The following is a 20,480-nucleotide window of genomic DNA, read 5'->3' as shown; positions in this document are numbered from 1 at the left end:
GCCGGCGCGCCGGATCTGGCACCCGCCCGCTGCAAGGACCGCCCGCGGCGGTGCGATCGCAGGGCGCGCATTGTGGCAGGCATGTGCGGTCACGGGAAGCACCCGGGCTTTGTTCCAACGCACACCGCACCCGCGCCGCCGGCCACGCGGGTCCTGCGCGCCTCAGAATTCGCTCACACGTTGAAGCGGAAATGCAGGATGTCACCTTCCTGCACCTTGTAGTCCTTGCCTTCCAGGCGCAGGCGCCCGGCTTCCTTGCAGCCGGCTTCACCCTTGTACTTGATGAAATCGTCGTAGCTCATCGTCTCGGCGCGGATGAAGCCCTTCTCGAAGTCGGTATGGATCACCGCTGCCGCCTTGGGCGCGGTCGAGCCGGCCTTGACCGTCCACGCGCGCACCTCCTGCACTCCGGCGGTGAAGTAGGTCTGCAGGCCCAGCAGCTGGTAGGCGGCGTAGATCACCCGGTTCAGGCCGGGCTCTTCCAGCCCCAGGTCGGCCAGGAAGGCATCGCGGTCGGCGTCGTCCAGCTGCGCCAGCTCTTCCTCGATCGCGGCCGAGACCGGGACCACGCGCGCGCCTTCCTGCTCGGCGCGGGCGCGCACGGCATCCAGGTGCGGGTTGTTCTCGAAGCCGTCCTCGAGCACGTTGGCGATGTACATCACCGGCTTGAGGGTCAGCAGGAACAGATCGCGCACCAGCGCCCTTTGTTCCTCGTCCAGGCCCGCGCGGCGGGCGGGGATGCCGTCGTTGAGCGCGGCCTGCAGCCTGGCCAGCACCGGCTTGCGTGCGGCCGCTTCCTTGTCCCCGCCCTTGGCGCTGCGTTCGGCGCGGTTGAGCGCCTTTTCCACGCTGTCAAGGTCGGCCAGGGCCAGCTCGGTATCGATGGTCTCGATGTCCGAGATCGGGTCGACCTTGTTATTGACGTGGATCACGTCGTCGTTCTCGAAGCAGCGCACCACGTGGGCGATCGCATCGACTTCGCGGATATGCGAGAGGAACTTGTTGCCCAGGCCCTCGCCGCTGGCCGCGCCGGCCACCAGGCCGGCAATGTCGACGAACTCCACTGCCGTGGGCACCACCCTGTGCGGCTTGACGATCTCGGCCAGCGCCTTCAGCCGCGGATCGGGCACCGGCACGATGCCCACGTTGGGTTCGATGGTGCAGAACGGGAAGTTGGCCGCGGCGATGCCGGCCTTGGTCAGCGCGTTGAAGAGGGTCGACTTGCCGACGTTCGGCAGGCCCACGATGCCGCATTTAATTCCCATGACGGTCTCCGGGACTCGGGACCCGGGACCCGGGACTTGCCAAACCACGGCGCTCTTGCACGTTCATTCGCAGCAATCCTATGTTCAAAGTAAAACCGGGTGACAGCACACGCCCAGGGTTCATCTCTTCCCAGTGCCGAGTCCCGAGCCCAGAGTCCCGGCTGTATGCAGCCGTTTCATCGCCTCGTTGAAATCACCCGAGACCGCCAGCGGCAGCACCTCCAGTGCCGACTCGATCGCGCGCCCGATCAGGATCTCGTCCTCGGCGCCCGGACGGCCCAGCACCCAGCCGGTGACCTTGTCCTTGTGGCCGGGATGGCCGATGCCGATGCGCAGGCGCCCAAAGCGCCCATGCCCCAGCAGCTGCATGGTGTCGCGCAGGCCATTCTGGCCGCCGTGTCCGCCATCGAATTTCAACCGGGCCACGCCCGCGGGCAGGTCCAGTTCGTCGTGTGCCAGCAGCGCCTGTTCGGGCTGGAGCTTCCAGAACCGCAGCGCGGCGGCGACCGACTTGCCCGACAGGTTCATGTAGGTCGACGGCTTGAGCAGTCGTACCGTCTGGCCGTTGATGCCGACTTGCGCGGTTTCGCCGAACACCTTGGCCTCCGGCGCAAACCGTGCGCCTTGCTGCAGGGCCAGGGCGTCCACAAAACGGAACCCGGCGTTATGCCGGGTCCGCGCGTATTCGGGTCCAGGATTGCCCAGCCCGACGATGAGGCGTACGCCTTCCATGCAAGCGGTTGGATCCGACTCCCCCGCGCCGACATCAGCCAGCGCGGAGGGGCTGGATCACTTCTGGCTCTCGTCCTTGGCCACCTTGGCGGCCGGGACTTCGGCGATGCCGCCTTCGGCTTCCGGCTCTTCCTCGACCTTGGCGAACTTGGCGATGACCACGGCCGTATCGTGTTCCTTGCCCAGCTTCAGCTCAGGAATCTCCACGCCCTTGGGCAGCTTCAGCTCGGACAGGTGGATCACATCGCCCTGGGCCATGTTGCCCAGGTCGACCTCGATGAACTCGGGCAGGTCGGCCGGCAGGCATTCGACCACCACTTCGTTCAGTTCGTGGGTGATGACCACCTCGGACGACTTGCCGGCCGGCGAGGTTTCCTGGTTCAGGAAGTGCAGCGGCACGGCGGTGCGCAGGGTTTCCCTGTCGTTCACGCGCTGGAAGTCCAGGTGCAGGATCTGCTGCTTGAACGGATGGCGCTGCATGTCACGCAGCAGCACCTTCTGCACGTCGCCATTGAGGCTCAGGTCCAGGATCGACGAGTAGAACCAGTCGTGCTGGCTGGCGGTCCAGACTTCGTTGTGGTTGAGCTGGATACTGACCGGCTTGAGTTCGCCACCGTAGACGATGGCGGGGACGCTACCGGCGCGACGCAGGCGGCGGCTCGCACCCTTCCCCTCGTCTGCGCGGCGCTCCACCTTGATTTGATGTGTCTTGGCCATTTTTTTCACTTCTTTGGTTGAGTAAAACCGCCTCGCGGCGGCGATGCGACTCTTCCGCGACCAGAAGAGCCGTGCCGGGTGCTCGCCGACCTGGCGACCACCCGAAAACGCATGATCAATCCACGTACAGCGAGCTGACCGATTCGCCGAAGGCGATGCGGCGGATGGTCTCGGCCAGCATTCCGGCCACCGACAGCTGGCGGATCGTGGCGCAGGCCGCGGCGGCCGGCGACAGCGGGATCGTGTCGGTGACCACCAGCTCGTCCAGCGCGGACCTGTTGAGGTTGTCCACGGCCGGGCCGGACAGCACCGGATGGGTGCAGTAGGCGGCCACCTTGGTCGCCCCGCGCTCCTTCAGTGCCGCGGCCGCGGCGCACAGGGTGCCGGCGGTATCGACGATATCGTCCACCAGCACGCAGGCCTTGCCTTCCACGTCACCGATGATGTTCATCACCGTGGCCACGTTGGCGCGCGGGCGGCGCTTGTCGATGATCGCCAGGTCCGCATCGTCCAGGCGCTTGGCCACCGCCCGGGCCCGGACCACGCCGCCCACGTCCGGCGAGACCACCACCATGTTCTCGGTGCCGTAGGCGCGCCAGATGTCGGCCAGCAGCAGCGGCGAGGCATACACGTTGTCGACCGGGATATCGAAGAACCCCTGGATCTGGTCGGCGTGCAGGTCCACGGTCAGCACCCGGTCGGCATTGACCGCGCTGAACATCTTGGCCGCGACCTTGGCCGTGATCGGCACCCGCGAGGAACGCAGCCGGCGGTCCTGGCGCGAGTAGCCGAAGTACGGCACCACCGCGGTCACGCTGGCGGCGCTGGCACGCTTGAGCGCGTCGATGATCACCAGCAGTTCCATCAGGTGCTCGGCCGACGGTGCACAGGTCGGCTGGATCACGAACACCTCCTGGCGGCGGACGTTCTCCTCGATCTCCACCTGGACTTCGCCGTCGGAGAAATGCGAGACCATCGCCTTGCCTGGACGCACGCCGAGTTCACGGCAGATGCTCTGGGCCAGGGGCTTGTTGGCGTTGCCGGAAAAGACCAGCAGGCTGCGTTCGTCTTGCACGTGGGGAATCTCGATGGACTGCTGTGGGCTGAACGCTACGCGGGTCCTTTCGCGCACGGAGGGGACTGGCTGGGGCGGCAGGATTCGAACCTGCGAAATGCCGGGATCAAAACCCGGTGCCTTAGGCCGCTTGGCGACGCCCCAGTGAATCAGTTGGTGTGCTGCGCCTTCCCTTCCAGGGCCTCGAGCAGGGGCGAACGGGCCGCACCTGCCACCACCCAGCCGCGCAGGTCCGCAGGCAGCAGCGCCAATCCGGCCTGGGCGGCCTGAAGGCTTGCGAACTCCACGAAACAACCGCTACCGGTCCCCGTCAGCCGTGGCGTCCCGATGCGCGAGAGTGTGGCCAACGCCGCTTCGATGGCAGGCTCACGACGTCGCAGCACCGGCTCGAACACGTTGTCGGGCACCGATCCAGAAAGGAAGTCGGCTATTTTCACGGGTGCGGCAGTGCGCGTCAAATCCGGCGAGGCAAACAGGCGGGCGGTGGCCACGTGGATACCGGGGTCGACCAGCACATACCAGGCCGGCGGCAGGTCCAGCGGGGTGAGCCGTTCGCCCACGCCCTCGGCCCAGGCGTTGCGGCCGCGCACGAACACCGGCACGTCCGCGCCCAGCGCCAGGCCCAGCCCGGCCAGGGCGTCTTCGCCAAGCTCCAGGCCCCACAGCCGGTCCAGCACGCGCAGGACGGTGGCCGCATTGGACGAGCCGCCACCGAGGCCGCCGCCGGCCGGGATCCGTTTTTCGACGCAGATGTCCGCACCTTGGGCGACGTTTGCATGCTCCTGAAGTAGCAACGCGGCCCGAACCAGCAGGTCGTCGGCCTCGGCAACACCGGCCACCGAGGTGCCGACGCGGCTGACCACGCCATCGGCACGCACCCGGATGCCCACCCGATCCCCCCAGTCCAGCAGGCGAAAGGCGCTCTGCAGGTCGTGATAGCCGTCCGCGCGGCGGCCGATGATGCGCAGGCACAGGTTCAGTTTGGCCGGTGCCGGCCACCATGACCAGGCGCCGGGCATCGACGGGCCGCTCATGGCGCCGCGCCGGTCCGCCAGCCGTCGATGATCAGGCGCACGCGCGAATCGCCACGTTCGGCCTCGACCCGCGCCGGCATCGCCGGCACCTCGCCGGCGGCAGGCCGCCAGTCGGTGTAGGTGATGCGCCAACCGCCCTGGCGCAGCGCAGACAAGTAGCCGTCCGCGCCATATTCAATGATGGCTTGTTCAATGATGGCTTGCGGCAGCCCCGGCGCGGCCTGGCCGCGCACCCAGAAAGCCAGTGCCTGCACCGGGATTTCCCAGCCGGTGGCCTCCAGCAGCAACTGACCGGCGTCGGCGCCGCGACGCGGACCGCCATCCAGACCCTCCAGCACCACCTCGGCGGCATCGCCGGTCAGACGCCAGCTCTGGCGGGTGACCGGCGCGCTGAGCGAGACCTCGAAACAATCCCCGCGCTGGGTCCAGTCCAGGCGCCCGCTGCCGCCCTTGTCCGCGCGCCGGATCGCCACCCGACCCTGCAGCGACCAGTCGCGATGCGCGTCCAGCCATTGGACCCGTGCAGCCTGGGCCTGCGCGGCGGTCGCGACATCGACCGCCGACGGCAGGGGCTTGCGCACCGAAGTCCCGACGCAGCCCGCCAGCAGGACCACGGCCAGCAGCGCGAGCGCCCGACCCAGGCAACGGTTCATGCGCCGGTCTGTTCCAGCGCGCGGCGCAGCGAGCGGTTCTCCGGATCCAGCTTGCGCGCCTGATCAAAGTAGCGACGCGCCTCGTCCTTGTGGCCCTGCTCCCACAGCACCTGGCCCAGGTGGGCGGCGATCTCCGGGTCCTTCATCAGGGTGAAGGCGCGGCGCAGCTGGACCAGCGCCTCTTCCTTGCGGCCCATCCGGTAGAGCACCCAGCCATAGCTGTCCAGGATCGCAGGTTCATCCGGCGCGGCGGCGCGGGCACGCTCGATCAGCTCCAGCGCCTCGGTGTAGCGGTCGGTGCGGTCGGCCAGGGTGTAGCCCAGCGCGTTGAGCGCGGCGGTATTGGTCGGATCGGTCACCAGCACCCGGCGCAGGTCGGCCTCGGCGCGGTCGATGCGGTCGCGCCGTTCCCAGGCCAGGCCACGCGCATACAACAGGGCGTTGTCGTCCGGATAGGCGGCCAGACCACGGGCCAGGGCGTCCAGTTCGCCGGGATCGTCGTCATTCTTGCGGCGCAGGTCGGCCTCGAGCAGGTAGGCGTCGCGACGGGCGTCGTCATCGACGCTGGCGTCGGCCTGCAGGGCGTGGACCAGCTCAAAAGCCTCCGGCTTGCGGTCCAGCTGGAACAGCACGTTGGCCGCACGCAGGCGTGCTTCGACCCGGTGCTCGTCGCCGGCGACACCCTGATACCAGTCCAGCGCGTCCTTGAAGCGCTTGAGGTATTCGGCGATCTGGCCCAGCAGCAGGCGCCGGGCCGGATCCTGGCCGGCCGCACTGGCCGCCTTGACCTCGTCGTAGAGCCGGGCCAGGGCGGCGCTGTCGTCGGCCTTGGCCAGCAGCGAGGCGCGCAGGCCGTAGCTGCGGGTGTCCTGCGGACCCTGGGCCAACACCTGGGCAGCCTGTACCGGCAGGCCCAGCGCGTCGAACTCGGCGGCCGTGCCCAGGCGCACGTTGGGATCAGCGGCAGCCTGCCGTTGCAGGCTTTCCAGCACCTGACGGGCCTGCTCGGTCTTGCCGGCCTGGCGCAGCTGGCTGGCGTGCAGCAGCGACACGCGCGGATTGACCGGGAAGCTCTGGATGACCTCGCCGACGATGCGTTCGGCCAACGCCGGCTGGTCCAGCGACTGGGCCAGGCCGCCGAACGCCAGCCACACGTTGAGGTCGTTGGGCAGCGCATTGTCGTCCAGCAGCTGGCCCAACAGCTTGGCCGAGCGGGCCGGGTCGCGGCCGCCACTGCCCAGCGCGATCAGTGCGTAACGCCAGGCCTGCGGATCAGGGTCGCGCAGCAGCGATTCCAGTTCGCGCCGGGCCACGCGCTCGCGCCCCTGACGCAGCGCCAGGGTCGCCTGGGCGGCACGCATGGCCAGCGATTCGGGGGCGCGCTGCTTCCATAGCTGCAGCGCGCGGGTGGCATTGTCGTCCTGGTTGGCCAGCAGCGAAATGCGGGTGGCCAGTTCGGCCAGGCCCACGTCCTGGCCGGCTTCGGCCGCCTGCAGGTACAGGCGCGAGGCTTCTGCCAGCTTGCCGGCCTGCAGGGAAAATTCGCCGGCCATGACCGGTTCAAGGATGCCGCCGGTCCCCACCCGGGCCGATGGTTGCCGGGCCAGGACCCCTGCAGATGACGCGAAACCGGCCACGATCAGCAACAACAACGGGGCAAAACGCATCTTTGCAGGCATTAGGGGGAACCGGGCCGTAAAATGGCGGGCAACAGACAGCCAGCAGCTTAGCGCAAGCCCCGAAAAATGACGTTGTGGGTCCTCGGACTGAACCACCAGACCGCGCCGGTCAGCCTGCGCGAACGGGTGGCCTTTGCCGGCGAAGCGCTGCCGCAGGCGCTTGGCGCCCTGCGCGCCCTGCCGCAGGTGAGCGAAGCGGCGCTGCTGTCCACCTGCAACCGCACCGAGCTGTATGCGGTGGCCGAGGACGCCGCCCCGCTGGTGCAGTGGCTGGCCACCCATGGCGAAGGCCTGGACACCTATCTGTATCGCCACCGCGATGCCGAAGCCGTACGCCACCTGTTCCGCGTGGCGACGGGGCTGGATTCGATGGTGCTGGGCGAACCGCAGATCCTGGGCCAGGTGAAGGATGCCTGGGTGCTGGCGCGCCGGCACCAGGCGCTGGGCAACCGGCTGGACCGGTTGTTCCAGCAGGCCTTCGCCGTGGCCAAGCGTGTCCGCACCGATACCCGCGTAGGCGCCAACCCGGTCTCGGTGGCGTCCACCGCGGTGCGGCTGGCGCAGAATGCGTTCGCCCGGCTGAGTGACTCGACCGTGCTGCTGGTTGGCGCCGGCGAGACCATCGAGCTGGCCGCCCGCCACCTGAGCCAGGCCAAGGTCCGGCGCCTGCTGGTGGCCAACCGCACCCTGAGCCATGCCCAGGCGCTGGCTAGCCGCCACGGCGGGGTGGCCCTGCCGTTGACCGAACTGGACCGCCACCTGGCCGAGGCCGATGTGGTGTTCTCGGCCACCGCCGCGCGCGAACCGGTCATCGCCTGTGCCCAGGTCGCCCAGGCCCTCAAGCGCCGCCGGCACAAGCCGATGATGCTGTTCGACCTGGCCGTGCCGCGCGACATCGAGGCCAGCGTGGCCGAGCTGGACGATGCCTATCTGTATACGGTCGACGACCTGGAGCGGGCAGTGGAGGACAACCGCCGCAGCCGGCGCGAAGCGGCCGACGAGGCCGAGACCCTCATCGACCTGCAGGTCGCCCGTTTCGTGGACGTCCTGCAGGCCGGCAGCCGCCAGGAGCCGCTCAAGCGCCTGCGTGCCTATGGCGATGCCGCCCGCCAGGAGGTGCTGGGCAAGGCCCAGGCCCAGCTGGCCAACGGCCGCGACCCGGCCCAGGTGCTGGAATTCCTGGCCCACACCCTGACCAACCGGCTGCTGCACCCGCCCACCTCCGCACTGCGCGAGGCAGCCCTGTCCGGCGATGCCGAACTGGCCCGGGCGGCGGATCGGATGTTTCCGGCCAGGGCGCCCTACTCCCATCCCAAGCTGCCCGATGACGCCGACCCTGCGCCGTAAGCTGGAGGCGCTGGCCGAGCGTCGCGAAGAACTCGAACGCCTGCTTGCAGATCCGGCGGTGGTGGCCGACAACACCCGCTTCCGCGAGCTGTCGCGCGAATTTTCCCAACTCGGGCCGGTGGCCAACGCCATGGCCGAGGAAGGCCGCGCCCGCGCCGACCTGGCTGCCGCCCAGGCCATGCGCGAAGACCCGGAGCTGCGCGAACTGGCCGAGGAGGAGGTCACCGCCGCGCAGGCGCGCCTGGCCGAACTGGACCAGGCGCTGTCGCTGCTGCTGATCCCGCGCGATCGGCGCGATGAGGGCAACCTGTTCCTGGAAGTGCGCGCCGGCACCGGCGGCGACGAGGCCGCACTGTTCGCCGGCGACCTGTTCCGCATGTACGCCCGCTACGCCGAACGCCAGGGCTGGAAGGTCGAGGTCGAATCCGATTCGCCCGGCGAGCACGGCGGATACAAGGAAGTGGTCGCGCGCGTGGTCGGGCGCGGCGCGTATTCGAAGCTGAAGTTCGAATCGGGCACACACCGGGTGCAGCGCGTGCCGGCGACCGAATCGCAGGGCCGCATCCACACCTCGGCCGCGACCGTGGCAATCATCCCCGAGACCGACGAGGTCGAGGAGATCGTGATCAATCCGGCCGACCTGAAGGTCGACACCTTCCGCTCCTCCGGCGCCGGTGGCCAGCACGTCAACAAGACCGACTCGGCCATCCGCATCACCCACCTGCCGACCGGCACGGTGGTCGAATGCCAGACCGAGCGCAGCCAGCACGCCAACCGCGACAAGGCGATGAAGCGGCTCAAGGCGCAGCTGCTCGATGCCGAGCGCAGCAGGCAGGCCGCGGCCGAGGCGCAGACGCGCAAGCTGCAGGTCGGCAGCGGCGACCGCAGCCAGCGCATCCGCACCTACAACTTCCCGCAGGGCCGCATCACCGACCACCGCGTCGACGGCCTGACCCTGTACGACCTGCCCAACATCCTCGAAGGCGGCATGGACGAGTTGATCGGCCGGCTGATGCACGAGCACCAGGTCGACGAACTGGCGCGCCTGGCCGAGGGTTGATCCACCACGTTTCACCCGGTGCGTTGAAGCCTCACGGCCCAGCGCTTAGGCTGGCCGACATGAGCCATGCCGACACCCTGATTCCCCTGCGCCTGTGCGTGCTGACCGTCTCCGATACCCGCACCCTGGCCAATGACGGTTCCGGTGACTATCTGGTCCAGGCCGCCACCGCCGCCGGCCATCTGATCCACGAACGCCTGCTGGTCCGCGACGACATCTACGCGATGCGCGCGATCGTCTCGCGCTGGATCGCCGATGGCGTGGTGGACGGCATCCTGGTCACCGGCGGCACCGGCTTTACCGGGCGCGATTCCACGCCCGAGGCGCTGCTGCCGCTGCTGGACAAGCAGATGCCCGGCTTCGGCGAGTTGTTCCGCGCGCTCAGCGTCGATGAGATCGGCACCTCGGCCCTGCAGTCGCGCGCCTTCGCCGGGCTGGCCAACCAGACCTTCATCTTTTGCCTGCCCGGTTCGACCTCGGCCTGCCGCACCGGCTGGGACAAGATCATCGCCGCCCAGCTCGACGCCCGCACCGGCCCGTGCAACCTGGCCACCTTGCGGCCACGGCTGAAGGCCTAGCCGCAGCGTGGCGCTGGACACCACCCTGCGCCTGCTGGCGCGCACCAGTGGCCGCAGCGCCGCCGACCTGGCCGCTGCGATTCCGCGCGTCGGTGCAGCCACCGTGCGCGCCTGGATGGCCGGGGAAAAACTCCCCGGCCGCGAACAGCTCATCGCCCTGGCCCGCGCCCTGGGGATCCCCGCCGGCGCGCTGCTGTCCGAACTGGCCACCCAGCTGGACCCGGCCCGCACCCGCGGCGAGTCGGACCTGCTCAGCGCCTATCGCGGCCTGAGCCCGCGCCAGCAGGGGGCGCTGATCGAAGTCGCGCGCGGCATGGCCGCTACCCGCCAGCGACGCCGCCGCCCTGCTTCCAAGGAACCCAGGTGAGCAAGAAACTCAAGCGCAAGGACTATGAAGCCCAGCTGGAACCGCTGCAGCTGCAGCTGCTGTCGATGGCGCGCTGGCTGGCCTGCACCGGCAAGCGCGTGGTGGTGATCTTCGAGGGCCGCGACACCGCCGGCAAGGGCGGCAGCATCGACGCGATCCGCCGCCACATCAACCCACGCCAGTGCAGGGTGCTGGCCCTGCCCAAGCCCAGCGACCACGAAGCCACCCAGTGGTATTTCCAGCGCTACGTGCCGCACCTGCCCGCAGCCGGCGAACTGCTGCTGATGGACCGCAGCTGGTACAACCGCGCCGGGGTGGAGAAGGTCATGGGCTACTGCACGCCCGAACAGTACGCCGCCTTCCTGCAGCAGGCGCCGATCTTCGAGCAGCTGCTGGTGGATGACGGCATCCTGCTGTTCAAGTACTGGCTGACGGTGGACCAGAAGCAGCAGGAAGCGCGTTTCGCCGAGCGCCTGGCCGATCCGCTCAAACGCTGGAAGCTTTCGCCGGTGGACCTGCAGGCGCGCGAGAAATACGCCGAATACACCCAGGCCCGCGAAGTGATGTTGGCCGCCACCCACAGCCACTACGCGCCGTGGACGCTGGTGGACTTCAACGACCAAAGGCGCGGCCGCCTGACCCTGATCCGCGACCTGCTCTTGCGTCTGCCCGACACCGCCGTGCCCGAGTCGACGCTGACGCTGAAGAAGCTCGGGCACCCACCCTTGCATGAGGAATTCGGGCTGCTGCGGCCGATCCCTGACGGTTCCGAGGCCGACTGAAGCGCGGGCGCGCGGCCGGCGCTGAACAAGCCGGGGGCACACGCCGCGTCATCCGTGCGTCGCCTAGGCGACGCTGAAGCCCGCTTCCACCGGCGCCAGCCACCGCTCGCGCCTGATCCGCTCGACCCGCGCATTCGGTGGCCCGTGCTGCAACCATTGGGCCAGCGTGTCGATGGCCGCCGCCTCGCCGTGCACGATCACCTCCACCCGGCCGTCCTCGAGATTGCGGGCGATCCCATCCAGCCCCTGCGCCTGCGCCTGTTGCCGCGTGCCGGCGCGAAAAGACACGCCCTGCACCCGGCCGCTGACCAGAAAGCGCGCGGCCGTCTTCATGGCAACCGGCCGTCCCTGGCGCCGTCGACCACCTGTTCGATGTCGTGGGCGGTCACCGGGCCAACGAAGCGCCCGGCGATCCTGCCCTGCCGATCCAGCAGATAGGTCGTCGGCAGCCCGGTGGGAGCCTCGAACGCCTTGGGCGGGTCGTCCACATCCACCTGCGCGATCGGGTAACTCACCGGATGGGCGGCGAGGAAGGCCTTCAGCTCGGCCGGGCTGATGTCGTCGTAGGCCAGGCCGAGCACGCCCAGGTCGGCGCGACGCTGGTCCAGCTGCGACAGCTCGGGCATCTCGGCCAGGCACGGATGGCACCAGGTCGCCCAGAAATTCACCACCAGCCAGCTGCCGCGGTGGGCGACCGCGTCGAAGGTGCCACCGTCCACCGTGGCCAGCTTCAGCGCCACCGGGGCCTTGCCATCGGGTGCAGCCGGCATCGGCACAGGTTCTGACCGGTTCGTCGCCGTGGCCGCCGGGGTCTGCGACATCGCCGCGGCGCCGTCCGCACCCGCGCAGGCCGCCAGCAGGCCCGCGCCGCCCAGCAGCGCGATGCAGCTCAACGCACGCAGGGGCGATGGCATGTTCAAGGCAGGGATTCCGGCAAGGGCGCAAAGACCTCGCCGGCGCGGTGGCGCAGCAGCTCGCGCACCGGCAGGCGCAGGCGGTCCAGCGCCTGCCGCGCGACCACGCCCAGCGCATCGTCCTGGCAGGGCAGGTGGGCTTCGGCGATGGGAATGCGCAGCTGGCAGGCCTCGTAAAGCTCGGCCAGCGAGGTGTTGCCCAGGTCGCGGGCCAGGATCCACTCGCCGCTCTCGGTACAGCGCAGCAGGTTGATGCGCGAAAGCCTGTCCAGGAATTCCTGGACCAGCGAGTCGGTCAGCATCGGCTCCAGCTCCAGGATCCGGTCGTCACTGAGGCCGCCGCCGTGCGCGCGCGCCTGATGGAAACGGCCCAGCAGCCGCAACAGGCCATAGAGCTCAAAGCCCGGCGGCAATCGCATCGACTCGGGCTGATACCGGAATGCCGACATCGAGGCGGCCAGCGACGCGCCCAGCAGCATCGAGGTCCAGCTCAGGTAGATCCACAGCATCAGGATCGGGGCCACCGCGACCGCGCCATACACCCGCGTGTACGAGCCGAAGCTACCCAGGTACACGCCCATGCCCCACTTGATCGCCTCCAGCCCCACAGTGGCCAGCAGCGCGCCGGAAAACGCATAGCGCCAGTGGATCGAGCGATGCGGCACCACCCGGTAGATCACCGTGATCGCGCACAGCTCGATCAGCACCGGTGCCAGCGACAGCGCCAGCGAGGCGACCTGGCGGACTTCGGCGGTCTTGAACAACGGCAGCGCGAAGACCTTGGCGGTGATCGCCAGCGAGGCCGCCGACAGCAGCGCGCCCAGGGTCAGCACCGCCCAGTACACGATGAAGCGCCCGAACCGCGGGCGCGAACTGGGCACGCGCCAGATCCGGTTGAACGCACCTTCCACGCTGTTGAGCGTGATCAGCAGCGAGATCACCAGCGCGATCACCCCAGCGGCGGTCAAATCGCGCGCGCTCCTGGAAAATTCGAGCAGATAGCCCTGTGCCGCGCGCGCGGCGCTGGGCACGAAGTTGGAGAAGATGTAGTCGCTCAGCGAATCGCTCCACTGGTTGAACCCAGGGAACGCCGACAACACCCCGAACACCACCATCGCCAGCGGCACCAGCGCGAACATCGTGGTGTAGGCCAGGGCCGCGGCGGTCTGGAACAGGCGGTCGTCCCAGAAACGCTTGAGCAGGAACTGCGCGAACGCCGCCACCCGCGCGCGGTCGCGCACATGTTCGTGCCAGCGCTGGAAGGTGGTGGCCAGTGACATCGACGCAAGGGTAACCCAAGCGTCACGGGGCGACAGGCCTGCGTCCAGGCCCGATACTGGCGCCCTTGCACCTGCCGGACGATGTTGCCGATGCCCGAAATCCTGGTCCTCTACTACAGCCGCGGCGGTTCGGTGGCCAGGCTGGCGCGACAGATTGCGCGCGGCATCGGCGAAGTGGACGGCATGTCCGCGCGGCTGCGCAGCGTGCCGCCGGTGGCTGCGGTCACCGAGCGCAGCGCACCGCCGGTGCCCGAGGACGGCGCGCCGTATGTGGATACCCGGGACCTGGCCGAGTGCGTCGGCCTGGCGCTCGGCAGCCCGACCCGCTTTGGCAACATGGCCGCGCCGATGAAGTTCTTCATCGATTCGCTCGGCGCCGAATGGGCCAGCGGCACCCTGGCGGGCAAGCCGGCGGCGGTGTTCACGTCCACCGCCACCCAGCACGGCGGCCAGGAAGCCACGCTGCTGTCCATGCACGTGCCATTGCTGCACCACGGCTGCCTGATCGTGGGCATTCCCTATACCGAGCCGTTGCTCAGCACCACCCGCACTGGCGGTACGCCCTACGGCGCCAGCCACGTGGCCGGCGGCCAGGACGATCCGCAGCCCAGCGACGAGGAAGCCGCCCTGGCCCGCGCCCTGGGCCGGCGCCTGGCCGATCTGGCCCGGCGCCTGGTGGCCACGCCATGAGCGCCGCGCGCACGCCCCGACTGCTGCTGGCGATCACCTTGCTGGCGCTGTCGGCGCTGTTTGCCTGGTGGTTTCGCGATGATCGCCATTACCTGGCCACGCTGGTGGTGTTCACCCTGCCGCCGCTGGTGCTGGCCATCGGCGCGCGGCTGGGCTCGCCGCTGGCGGCGTTCTGGTCCGGCGTGCTGGCGCTGGGCTGGTTCAGCCATGGCGTGATGACGGCCTGGTCGCATCCACAGGACCGGCGATATGGCTGGCTCGAGCTGGTCCTGGCCCTGGTGGTGGTGTTCGCTTCCAACTGGGACGGCCTGCGCGCGCGCCTGGGCCGCAAGGCCAGGGCTGGGGATGCGGCCGGCACGCAGGTAACATCGGCGCCCGACGATCCGGCGCCCTGATGGACTTTTCGTGAACACCCAAGCCGCACCCATGGAAGACCTGCTGGTGGTCACCACCGGCGGCACGATCGACAAGATCTACTTCGACGACAAGTCCGACTACCAGGTCGGCGAGCCGCAGATCGGCGGCATCCTCAAGGCGCTGGGCGTGGCGTTTGGCTTCACCGTGATCCCGCTCATCCGCAAGGACTCGCTGCACATCACCGATGCCGACCGCGCGCTGCTGCGCGCCACCATCGCCGCCCAGCCGACCCGGCACGTGCTGATCACCCACGGCACCGACTCGATGGTCCAGACCGCGCAGGCGCTGGCCTCGCTGCAGGGCCGCACCATCGTGCTGACCGGTGCGCTCAACCCGGCCGGGTTTCGCGGCTCGGATGCCGAGTTCAACATCGGCTGTGCGGTCGGCGCGGTGCAGACGGCGCCCAACGGCGTGTGGATCGCGATGAATGGCCGTATCTGGGACCCGCGCAAGGTGCGCAAGAACGTGGCCGCCAACCGTTTCGAAGTGGCCTGATCCGGCCTTGGGATCTCGCGCAAGGCCCCGCGCGAGCGGGGCGTTTTCATTGCACGACTTCCCAGCCAAAAGCAAACGACCGGCCAGGCGTCCTGCCTGACCGGTCGTGGACCCCGTTCATCCATGAGGCAAGGCGGGCGTTGCGTGCCCGGCGCATCCAGCGCGACCTTGCGCAGGTGCCTGGCTCAGAAGGTGATGCTCCAGCTGTTGATATAGCCGGTGTCGCCGCCGGCGTTGTCGTTGACCCGCAGCGCCCAGGCGCCGTTGAGCGCCTCGCTGGACAGGTTCAGCGTGTAGGTCTTGACGATGTTGTCGGCACTGCCGCCGGCGCGGTTGCTGAGCACGTAGACGCTGCCATCGGGCGCGATCAGATCGACCTTGAGATCGCCGATGTAGGTGTGCACGATGTTGACCGCCACCGGCACGCTGCTGCCTGCGTTGCCGCTGCGGCCGGACACGTTGATGGTGCTGCTGACCGTGGCGTTGTCGCCGATGGTCACGTCGGTGGTGTTGCTGTAGGTCTGGCTGGTGCCGCCACCGGTGCTGTAGCTGCCGGTCAGGCTCAGGCCGGCGAAGGTCGAATACGCCTTCAGGCGCACGTAGTAGGTCCCGGCCACCGGACTGGCGATGGTGCAGGTTTCGGCATTGCCCGACGTGTACGGACGGCAGTCGTAGGAGGTGTCGGTCGGCGCGCTGCCGGCCTTGACATACAGGTCTGCATCGCCGGTGCCGCCGGAGGTGGCGATCACCAGGTTGGAGGCGCCGGCCGGCACCGCGATGGTGAAGTTGAGCGAGGTGCCGGTCGCCGCACCCAGCCCGGTCTTGGGCACCCCGTTGGTCAGCACCGTGCTGTCGCCGCCGCTTGAGGCCACCGTGACCGAGGCGGTCTTGGTATTGGTGGCCCCGGCGTTGTCGGTCACCGTCAGCGAGACGGTGTAGGTGCCGGCGGCGCTGTAGGTCTTGGACGGGTTGGCCGCGGTCGAGGTGGTGCCATCGCCGAAGCTCCAGCTGCGCGAGGCGATCGAACCATCGCTGTCGGTGGAGGTGTCGGTGAAGGCCACCGTCAGCCCGTTGACGCTGGAGCTGAAGTTGGCCACTGGCGCGACATTGGCGCCCCCTCCGCCGCCGGCCGCGTCCACTGCCGCGCGCGCCTGCAGGATGCCGGCGCCGATCGGCTGCGAAGGTGTGGACGGGAAGGCGCGTGCGCTGCTCTTGAGGGTCGACTCGACCTGCGCCGGGGTCAGCGGCGTGGCGGCCACCGACTGCATCAACGCCACGACTGCAGCCACGTGCGGGGTGGCCATCGAGGTGCCGCTGTAGGACGCGTAGCTTTCCGAACCCGGAGTGGTGGTGCCGGAATTGAGCGTGGACAGGATGCCCGAGCCCGGCGCGGCGAGGTCCACCAGCGATCCATAGTTGGAATAGCTGGCGCGCGCGCCGGTGTTGGTGGTGGCGCCGACCGCGACCACGTTGTTGCAGTTGGCCGGGCTGGCGTTGGAGACGTTGGTGTTGTCATTGCCCGCGGCGATCACCAGGGTCGTGCCGCGCGAGACCGCACCGTTGATCGCCGCCTGGGTCGTGCTGCCGCAGGCGCCGCTGCCACCCAGGCTCAGGTTGATCGCCTCGGCCGGATTGGAATTGGCCGGTACGCCGCTGACCGTGCCCCCGGAGGCCCAGATGATCGCGTCGGCGATGTCCGAGTCGTAGCCGCCGCACTTGCCCAGCACGCGCACCGGCACGACCTTGGCGCCATAGGCGATGCCGGCCACGCCTTTGCTGTTGTTGGTGACCGCGGCGACGGTGCCGGCCACGTGGGTGCCATGCCAGCTGGAGTCCGATGCGCCGATGCCGCTGCCGCATTCGTTGGCCGCATATGCATCGCCCGGGTCGGATGCATCGGCGTCGCGTCCGTTGCCATCGTTGGACACGAACGTATCAACGATGAAGTCGTAGCCCGGCAGCACGTTGGCGTTGAGGTCCGAGTGCGAGGTGATGCCGGTATCGAGCACGGCCACCACCGTGCCGCTGCCGTTGGTCACATCCCATGCGGTGGTTGCGTACATGCCACCTGCCCCGGTCCCCAGGTCCCACTGCTGGGAGAAATTGGTGTCGTTGGGCGTCAGGTAGGCATGGTTGAGCTTGTCGACCTCGACATAGTCCACATTGGGGTCGGCCGCGATCTGGCGCATCAGGGTCTCGGCTTCCACCCGGTCCAGCTTGCGGTCGGCCACCACCACATCCGAGCCGACCGCGGTGCGGCGCAACCGCTGCACGCCCAGCGCGCGTCCCTGCGCGCTGGGCACCACGCGCGCCGCAGAGGCCAGGGACTGGCTCAGCGCCGTGGCGTTGGCGTGCGGCGCGCTGTTGTCCAGGTACTTCACGATGAAACGGTCGAAGCTGTGCTGCTCGGGAGATTGCAGACCGCTCAGGTCCACGCGCCCTGCGGCCATGGCCGGGGCTGCACTCAGCGCGGACAACGCGACCACCGTGGCGGCGGCCAGCGAATGCAGGCGCAAACGACGCTTGGAAACATCGGACATCTCGACTTCACCTCTGGATGGTGTGACCCCGCTTCATGCGGGAAGACCCGGAAATCGCCCACGACATGGCGTCGGGGGACGGTCTGGTTGTTGTGCGGCTGCGATCTCCGGGGGATGCGGTCCGGCGTTGCACCGAACCTGACCAGAACTTAACCGAACGAATCAAAGCCCGGACACGGTCCCATGTCAGTTTGTGACCAAGGACGTCACAAGATTCCAGATTAGTGACGAACATCACCAATGGTGCCGCATTCGGGCTGGTCGCCGCGGCGCACGAGCCCAGCTCACCCATTTTTATCCCGCAGTCCCCCGAGTGCCATCGCCGCAAGGACCCCCCTGTCAGGTCACCCACACGCGTTTCAGACACTCCGAGGAGCGGACAAGCGCCCTGCAGCAATCCGGGCGAAACAGGAATGCCCGGCCTTGAAGCCGGGCGGGAGCCATCCACGCCACGCGCTGGAAGCCAGCGCCGGCGGCCTCAACCGTCCAGGCGCACCAGCCAGCCGTGGCGATCGGGCAGACGGCCGTACTGGATGTCGGTCAGCTCCTTGCGCAGGGCCATGGTCACCTCGCCCACAGGCGCGCCCAGATCGCCAACCGCGAAGCCCTCGCCCTTCAGCTGGCCGATCGGGGTGATCACCGCCGCAGTGCCGCAGGCGAAGGCCTCGGCGATCTGGCCCGAGGCCACCCCGTCCTTCCATTCCTCGATGGCGATCTTGCGTTCCTGCACCTGCATGCCGCGGTCGCGGGCCAGTTGCAGGATGCTCTCGCGGGTGATGCCTTCCAGGATGCTGCCCGACAGCGCCGGAGTCACCAGGGTGCCGTCCTGGTAGACCAGGAACACGTTCATGCCGCCCAGCTCCTCGATGTATTTGCCTTCGACCGGGTCCAGGAACAGCACCTGCGAGCAGCCGTGCTCGGCGGCAATCTGCTGGGGCAGCAGCGAGGCGGCGTAGTTGCCACCGCACTTGGCCGCGCCGGTGCCGCCCTTGGCTGCGCGCGCATAGTCGGTGGACAGCCAGATCGACACTGGCGCCACGCCCTTGGCAAAGTATGGGCCGGCCGGGCTGGCGATCACGTAGTACGAGGCCTTCTGCGCCGCGCGCACGCCCAGGAAGGCCTCATCGGCAATCATGAACGGGCGCAAGTACAGGCTGGTCTCCGGCGCCGAGGGCACCCAGGGGCCATCCACGGCGATCAGCTGGCGCAGCGATTCGACGAACAGCGCCACTGGCAGCTCCGGCAGCGCCAGGCGCCTGGCCGAACGCTGCAGGCGCGCGCCATTGGCGTCGGGGCGGAAGGTCCAAATCGAGCCATCCTCGTGGCGATAGGCCTTGATGCCTTCGAAGACCTCCTGGCCGTAGTGCAGGACTGCCGCTGCCGGATCCAGCTGCAGCGGGCCATAGGGCCGGACCTGGGCGTCATGCCAGCCGTGGTCGCGGTCCCAGGTGATGGCCACCATGTGGTCGGTGAAGCGCGTGCCGAACCCCGGCGCGGAGAGGATCCGTTCGCGTTCGGCGCTGCTGCGGGGATTGCCGGAGGGCTGGACGGTGAAAACCAAGGACGAGGAGGACATGGACCGCATACCTGCATGAATGACAAAACCCGGCAAGGATAGCGCCCAGCGGCGTGCGGTTCACCCAGTTCGACCGCGGCGTAGCGCGCGCCTGTGCGCACGTGGCGCATCGGCGGGGCCTGCGGCTTTTTCAGAGCATGCCCGTTTCCAGACGCGCCGCTTCGGACATCATGCGCGGGCTCCATGGCGGATCGAACACCAGCTCGACGTCGGCCTGGGCGATGGTGGGGATCATCTCCAGCTTGCTGCGCACGTCATCGACCAGGATCTCGCCCATGCCGCAGCCCGGCGCGGTCAGTGTCATCTTCACCCCCACCCGGCGCTGGCCGTCGTCGCGGTGGTCCATGTCCACCTCGTACACCAGGCCCAGATCGACGATGTTGAACGGGATCTCCGGATCGAAGCAGGTGCGCAGCTGTTGCCAGACCAGCTCCTCGACCTGTGCATCGCTGGCGTTCTCGTCCAGCGCCAGCGGCTCGGCCGGCTCCTTGCCCAGGGCATCGGCATCCTTGCCCGCGATCCGGAACAGGTTGCCTTCCACGAACACGGTGTAGCTGCCGCCCAGGGCCTGGGTGATGTAGCCGTAAGTGCCGGCCGGCAGGTTCACGCTGACACCGGCGGGCACCATGACGGCGGCGCAATCACGCTCGAACTGGACCGGTTCGCTGCTGCTTGAGTACATGGGCAAGAGATGGGGACGCGCGGAGGCAAGGCAAGCGCGCATTCTACCGGGCCCACCGGCCCGCCGCCGCCCATGCAGCGCCCCACAGCGTTGCAGCTGGCGCTGCGACATGACCTGGGCACCAATGCGCCCGGCCTGGGGCGGTATCCTTGTCCGATTGTCCCCCGTTTGCCGCCGATGCCCGCGACCTCCCCCCGATTCCCCCCCCTCAGCGCGCTGTCCCTGTTCGTCCTGCTGGGCCTGCTGCAGTCCCTGATCTGGATCCGGCTGGCCTTTTATCTGGGCTCGCAGTGCGCGTGGATGGCGCTGGTGCTGGGGGTGACAGCGGCACTGTCGCTGCGCCTGGGCGGCATGGCCCGCGGCACCGCCCGCATGCTGTGGGCCGTGGCGTTCACCGCCATCGGCGTGGCTTGGGCCAACTGGGGGATCGTGGTGCTGCAGATGGGCGCCACCATGGGTGTGACGCCGCAGGAATCAGCGGTGAAGCTGGGCGCCCACCTGGCTCTGACCCTGCTCGGCCTGGCCACCGCGCCGCTGGACTACGTGCTGCTGGCGCTTGGGTTGGTTGTCGCGGCCATTGCTGCGCGCTGAAGGTCG

At 68.8% G+C, this 20,480-nt stretch carries 21 protein-coding genes, 1 tRNA gene and 2 pseudogenes; 9 read left to right on the top strand and 15 right to left on the bottom strand.

Annotated features, from left to right (window positions below):
• Nucleotides 1–173: 173 nt before the first annotated feature.
• From ychF to D9R12_RS07930, 8 genes are all read right to left on the bottom strand, one after another.
• Nucleotides 174–1,265: a redox-regulated ATPase YchF gene (ychF, locus tag D9R12_RS07965; protein ID WP_014161397.1), complete on the bottom strand. Its 1,092-nt coding sequence runs from the start codon at nucleotides 1,263–1,265 to the stop codon at nucleotides 174–176.
• Nucleotides 1,266–1,385: 120 nt separating this feature from the next.
• A complete protein-coding gene (gene pth / locus D9R12_RS07960) occupies nucleotides 1,386–1,997 on the bottom strand; it encodes an aminoacyl-tRNA hydrolase (RefSeq protein ID WP_014161398.1) in 612 nt (203 codons plus the stop codon).
• 57 nt (nucleotides 1,998–2,054) lie between these two features.
• Nucleotides 2,055–2,714, bottom strand: a complete 660-nt coding sequence (locus D9R12_RS07955; RefSeq protein ID WP_122229638.1) for a 50S ribosomal protein L25/general stress protein Ctc — start codon at nucleotides 2,712–2,714, stop codon at nucleotides 2,055–2,057.
• Between the two features lie 115 nt (nucleotides 2,715–2,829).
• Nucleotides 2,830–3,789 carry a ribose-phosphate diphosphokinase gene (locus D9R12_RS07950; RefSeq protein WP_122229636.1) on the bottom strand — a complete coding sequence of 320 codons (960 nt, stop codon included), beginning with the start codon at nucleotides 3,787–3,789 and terminating at the stop codon, nucleotides 2,830–2,832.
• 66 nt (nucleotides 3,790–3,855) lie between these two features.
• A tRNA-Gln gene (locus tag D9R12_RS07945) sits at nucleotides 3,856–3,933 on the bottom strand.
• Nucleotides 3,934–3,938: 5 nt separating this feature from the next.
• Nucleotides 3,939–4,823, bottom strand: a complete 885-nt coding sequence (gene ispE / locus D9R12_RS07940; RefSeq protein WP_122229634.1) for a 4-(cytidine 5'-diphospho)-2-C-methyl-D-erythritol kinase — start codon at nucleotides 4,821–4,823, stop codon at nucleotides 3,939–3,941.
• On the bottom strand, nucleotides 4,820–5,476 hold the full coding sequence (gene lolB, locus D9R12_RS07935) for a lipoprotein insertase outer membrane protein LolB (protein ID WP_122229632.1): 657 nt from the start codon (nucleotides 5,474–5,476) through the stop codon (nucleotides 4,820–4,822). The genes ispE and lolB overlap by 4 nt, the downstream gene beginning before the upstream one ends.
• On the bottom strand, nucleotides 5,473–7,155 hold the full coding sequence (locus D9R12_RS07930) for a tetratricopeptide repeat protein (protein ID WP_170159198.1): 1,683 nt from the start codon (nucleotides 7,153–7,155) through the stop codon (nucleotides 5,473–5,475). The genes lolB and D9R12_RS07930 overlap by 4 nt, the downstream gene beginning before the upstream one ends.
• A 66-nt stretch (nucleotides 7,156–7,221) precedes the next feature.
• Here D9R12_RS07930 and hemA point away from each other — a divergent pair, with 66 nt between their 5' ends.
• Genes hemA through ppk2 form a run of 5 tightly spaced genes read left to right on the top strand, consistent with a single transcriptional unit; the run spans nucleotide 7,222 to nucleotide 11,289 of the window.
• Nucleotides 7,222–8,502, top strand: coding sequence for a glutamyl-tRNA reductase (gene hemA / locus D9R12_RS07925; protein WP_122229629.1), 1,281 nt, complete (start codon nucleotides 7,222–7,224; stop codon nucleotides 8,500–8,502).
• Entirely contained in the window at nucleotides 8,480–9,562 is a 1,083-nt protein-coding gene (prfA, locus tag D9R12_RS07920; RefSeq protein WP_122229627.1) for a peptide chain release factor 1, read from the top strand. Before hemA ends, prfA begins: the two co-directional genes overlap by 23 nt.
• 59 nt (nucleotides 9,563–9,621) lie before the next feature.
• Nucleotides 9,622–10,140, top strand: a complete 519-nt coding sequence (gene moaB / locus D9R12_RS07915; protein WP_122229625.1) for a molybdenum cofactor biosynthesis protein B — start codon at nucleotides 9,622–9,624, stop codon at nucleotides 10,138–10,140.
• 7 nt (nucleotides 10,141–10,147) lie between these two features.
• On the top strand, nucleotides 10,148–10,507 hold the full coding sequence (locus D9R12_RS07910; RefSeq protein ID WP_014161407.1) for a helix-turn-helix domain-containing protein: 360 nt from the start codon (nucleotides 10,148–10,150) through the stop codon (nucleotides 10,505–10,507).
• Nucleotides 10,504–11,289 carry a polyphosphate kinase 2 gene (ppk2, locus tag D9R12_RS07905; protein WP_122229623.1) on the top strand — a complete coding sequence of 262 codons (786 nt, stop codon included), beginning with the start codon at nucleotides 10,504–10,506 and terminating at the stop codon, nucleotides 11,287–11,289. The genes D9R12_RS07910 and ppk2 overlap by 4 nt, the downstream gene beginning before the upstream one ends.
• A gap of 63 nt (nucleotides 11,290–11,352) precedes the next feature.
• On the opposite strand, the gene D9R12_RS07900 is transcribed toward ppk2, so the two are convergent.
• The 3 genes from D9R12_RS07900 to D9R12_RS07890 are packed head-to-tail and all read right to left on the bottom strand — an operon-like array spanning nucleotide 11,353 to nucleotide 13,483.
• Nucleotides 11,353–11,622 (bottom strand): acylphosphatase, encoded by a 270-nt coding sequence (locus D9R12_RS07900; protein ID WP_122229620.1) that lies wholly within the window; start codon nucleotides 11,620–11,622, stop codon nucleotides 11,353–11,355.
• Nucleotides 11,619–12,203, bottom strand: coding sequence for a TlpA family protein disulfide reductase (locus D9R12_RS07895; protein WP_122229618.1), 585 nt, complete (start codon nucleotides 12,201–12,203; stop codon nucleotides 11,619–11,621). The genes D9R12_RS07900 and D9R12_RS07895 overlap by 4 nt, the downstream gene beginning before the upstream one ends.
• A 2-nt stretch (nucleotides 12,204–12,205) precedes the next feature.
• Nucleotides 12,206–13,483: a YihY family inner membrane protein gene (locus D9R12_RS07890; RefSeq protein WP_122229616.1), complete on the bottom strand. Its 1,278-nt coding sequence runs from the start codon at nucleotides 13,481–13,483 to the stop codon at nucleotides 12,206–12,208.
• Nucleotides 13,484–13,573: 90 nt separating this feature from the next.
• Here D9R12_RS07890 and wrbA point away from each other — a divergent pair, with 90 nt between their 5' ends.
• The 3 genes from wrbA to D9R12_RS07875 are packed head-to-tail and all read left to right on the top strand — an operon-like array spanning nucleotide 13,574 to nucleotide 15,085.
• Nucleotides 13,574–14,173, top strand: a complete 600-nt coding sequence (gene wrbA / locus D9R12_RS07885; protein WP_014161412.1) for an NAD(P)H:quinone oxidoreductase — start codon at nucleotides 13,574–13,576, stop codon at nucleotides 14,171–14,173.
• Complete coding sequence (locus D9R12_RS07880) at nucleotides 14,170–14,568, top strand: DUF2069 domain-containing protein (RefSeq protein ID WP_014161413.1); 399 nt, start codon at nucleotides 14,170–14,172, stop codon at nucleotides 14,566–14,568. The genes wrbA and D9R12_RS07880 overlap by 4 nt, the downstream gene beginning before the upstream one ends.
• A gap of 31 nt (nucleotides 14,569–14,599) precedes the next feature.
• On the top strand, nucleotides 14,600–15,085 hold the full coding sequence (locus D9R12_RS07875; RefSeq protein WP_122229614.1) for an asparaginase domain-containing protein: 486 nt from the start codon (nucleotides 14,600–14,602) through the stop codon (nucleotides 15,083–15,085).
• A 185-nt stretch (nucleotides 15,086–15,270) separates the two neighbouring features.
• Here D9R12_RS07875 and D9R12_RS16045 read toward each other — a convergent pair.
• The 4 genes and pseudogenes from D9R12_RS16045 to sufT all read right to left on the bottom strand — a co-directional run.
• A pseudogene (locus D9R12_RS16045) lies at nucleotides 15,271–15,501 on the bottom strand (proprotein convertase P-domain-containing protein); the annotation flags it as partial.
• Between the two features lie 129 nt (nucleotides 15,502–15,630).
• Nucleotides 15,631–17,625, bottom strand: a pseudogene (locus tag D9R12_RS07870) (S8 family serine peptidase); the annotation flags it as partial.
• 478 nt (nucleotides 17,626–18,103) lie between these two features.
• On the bottom strand, nucleotides 18,104–19,201 hold the full coding sequence (locus tag D9R12_RS07865) for a branched-chain amino acid aminotransferase (protein WP_122229610.1): 1,098 nt from the start codon (nucleotides 19,199–19,201) through the stop codon (nucleotides 18,104–18,106).
• A 130-nt stretch (nucleotides 19,202–19,331) separates the two neighbouring features.
• Nucleotides 19,332–19,883, bottom strand: a complete 552-nt coding sequence (gene sufT, locus D9R12_RS07860) for a putative Fe-S cluster assembly protein SufT (protein WP_014161417.1) — start codon at nucleotides 19,881–19,883, stop codon at nucleotides 19,332–19,334.
• A 177-nt stretch (nucleotides 19,884–20,060) separates the two neighbouring features.
• Here sufT and D9R12_RS07855 point away from each other — a divergent pair, with 177 nt between their 5' ends.
• A complete protein-coding gene (locus tag D9R12_RS07855) occupies nucleotides 20,061–20,474 on the top strand; it encodes a hypothetical protein (RefSeq protein WP_147475065.1) in 414 nt (137 codons plus the stop codon).
• Nucleotides 20,475–20,480 lie beyond the last annotated feature (6 nt).

It is taken from the genome of Pseudoxanthomonas spadix (assembly GCF_003703395.1).
GTDB classification, from domain to species: Bacteria; Pseudomonadota; Gammaproteobacteria; order Xanthomonadales; family Xanthomonadaceae; genus Pseudoxanthomonas_A; species Pseudoxanthomonas_A spadix.
The sequence above is the reverse complement of the archived record's forward strand: the minus strand, read 5'-3'. Positions and strand labels throughout refer to the sequence as shown.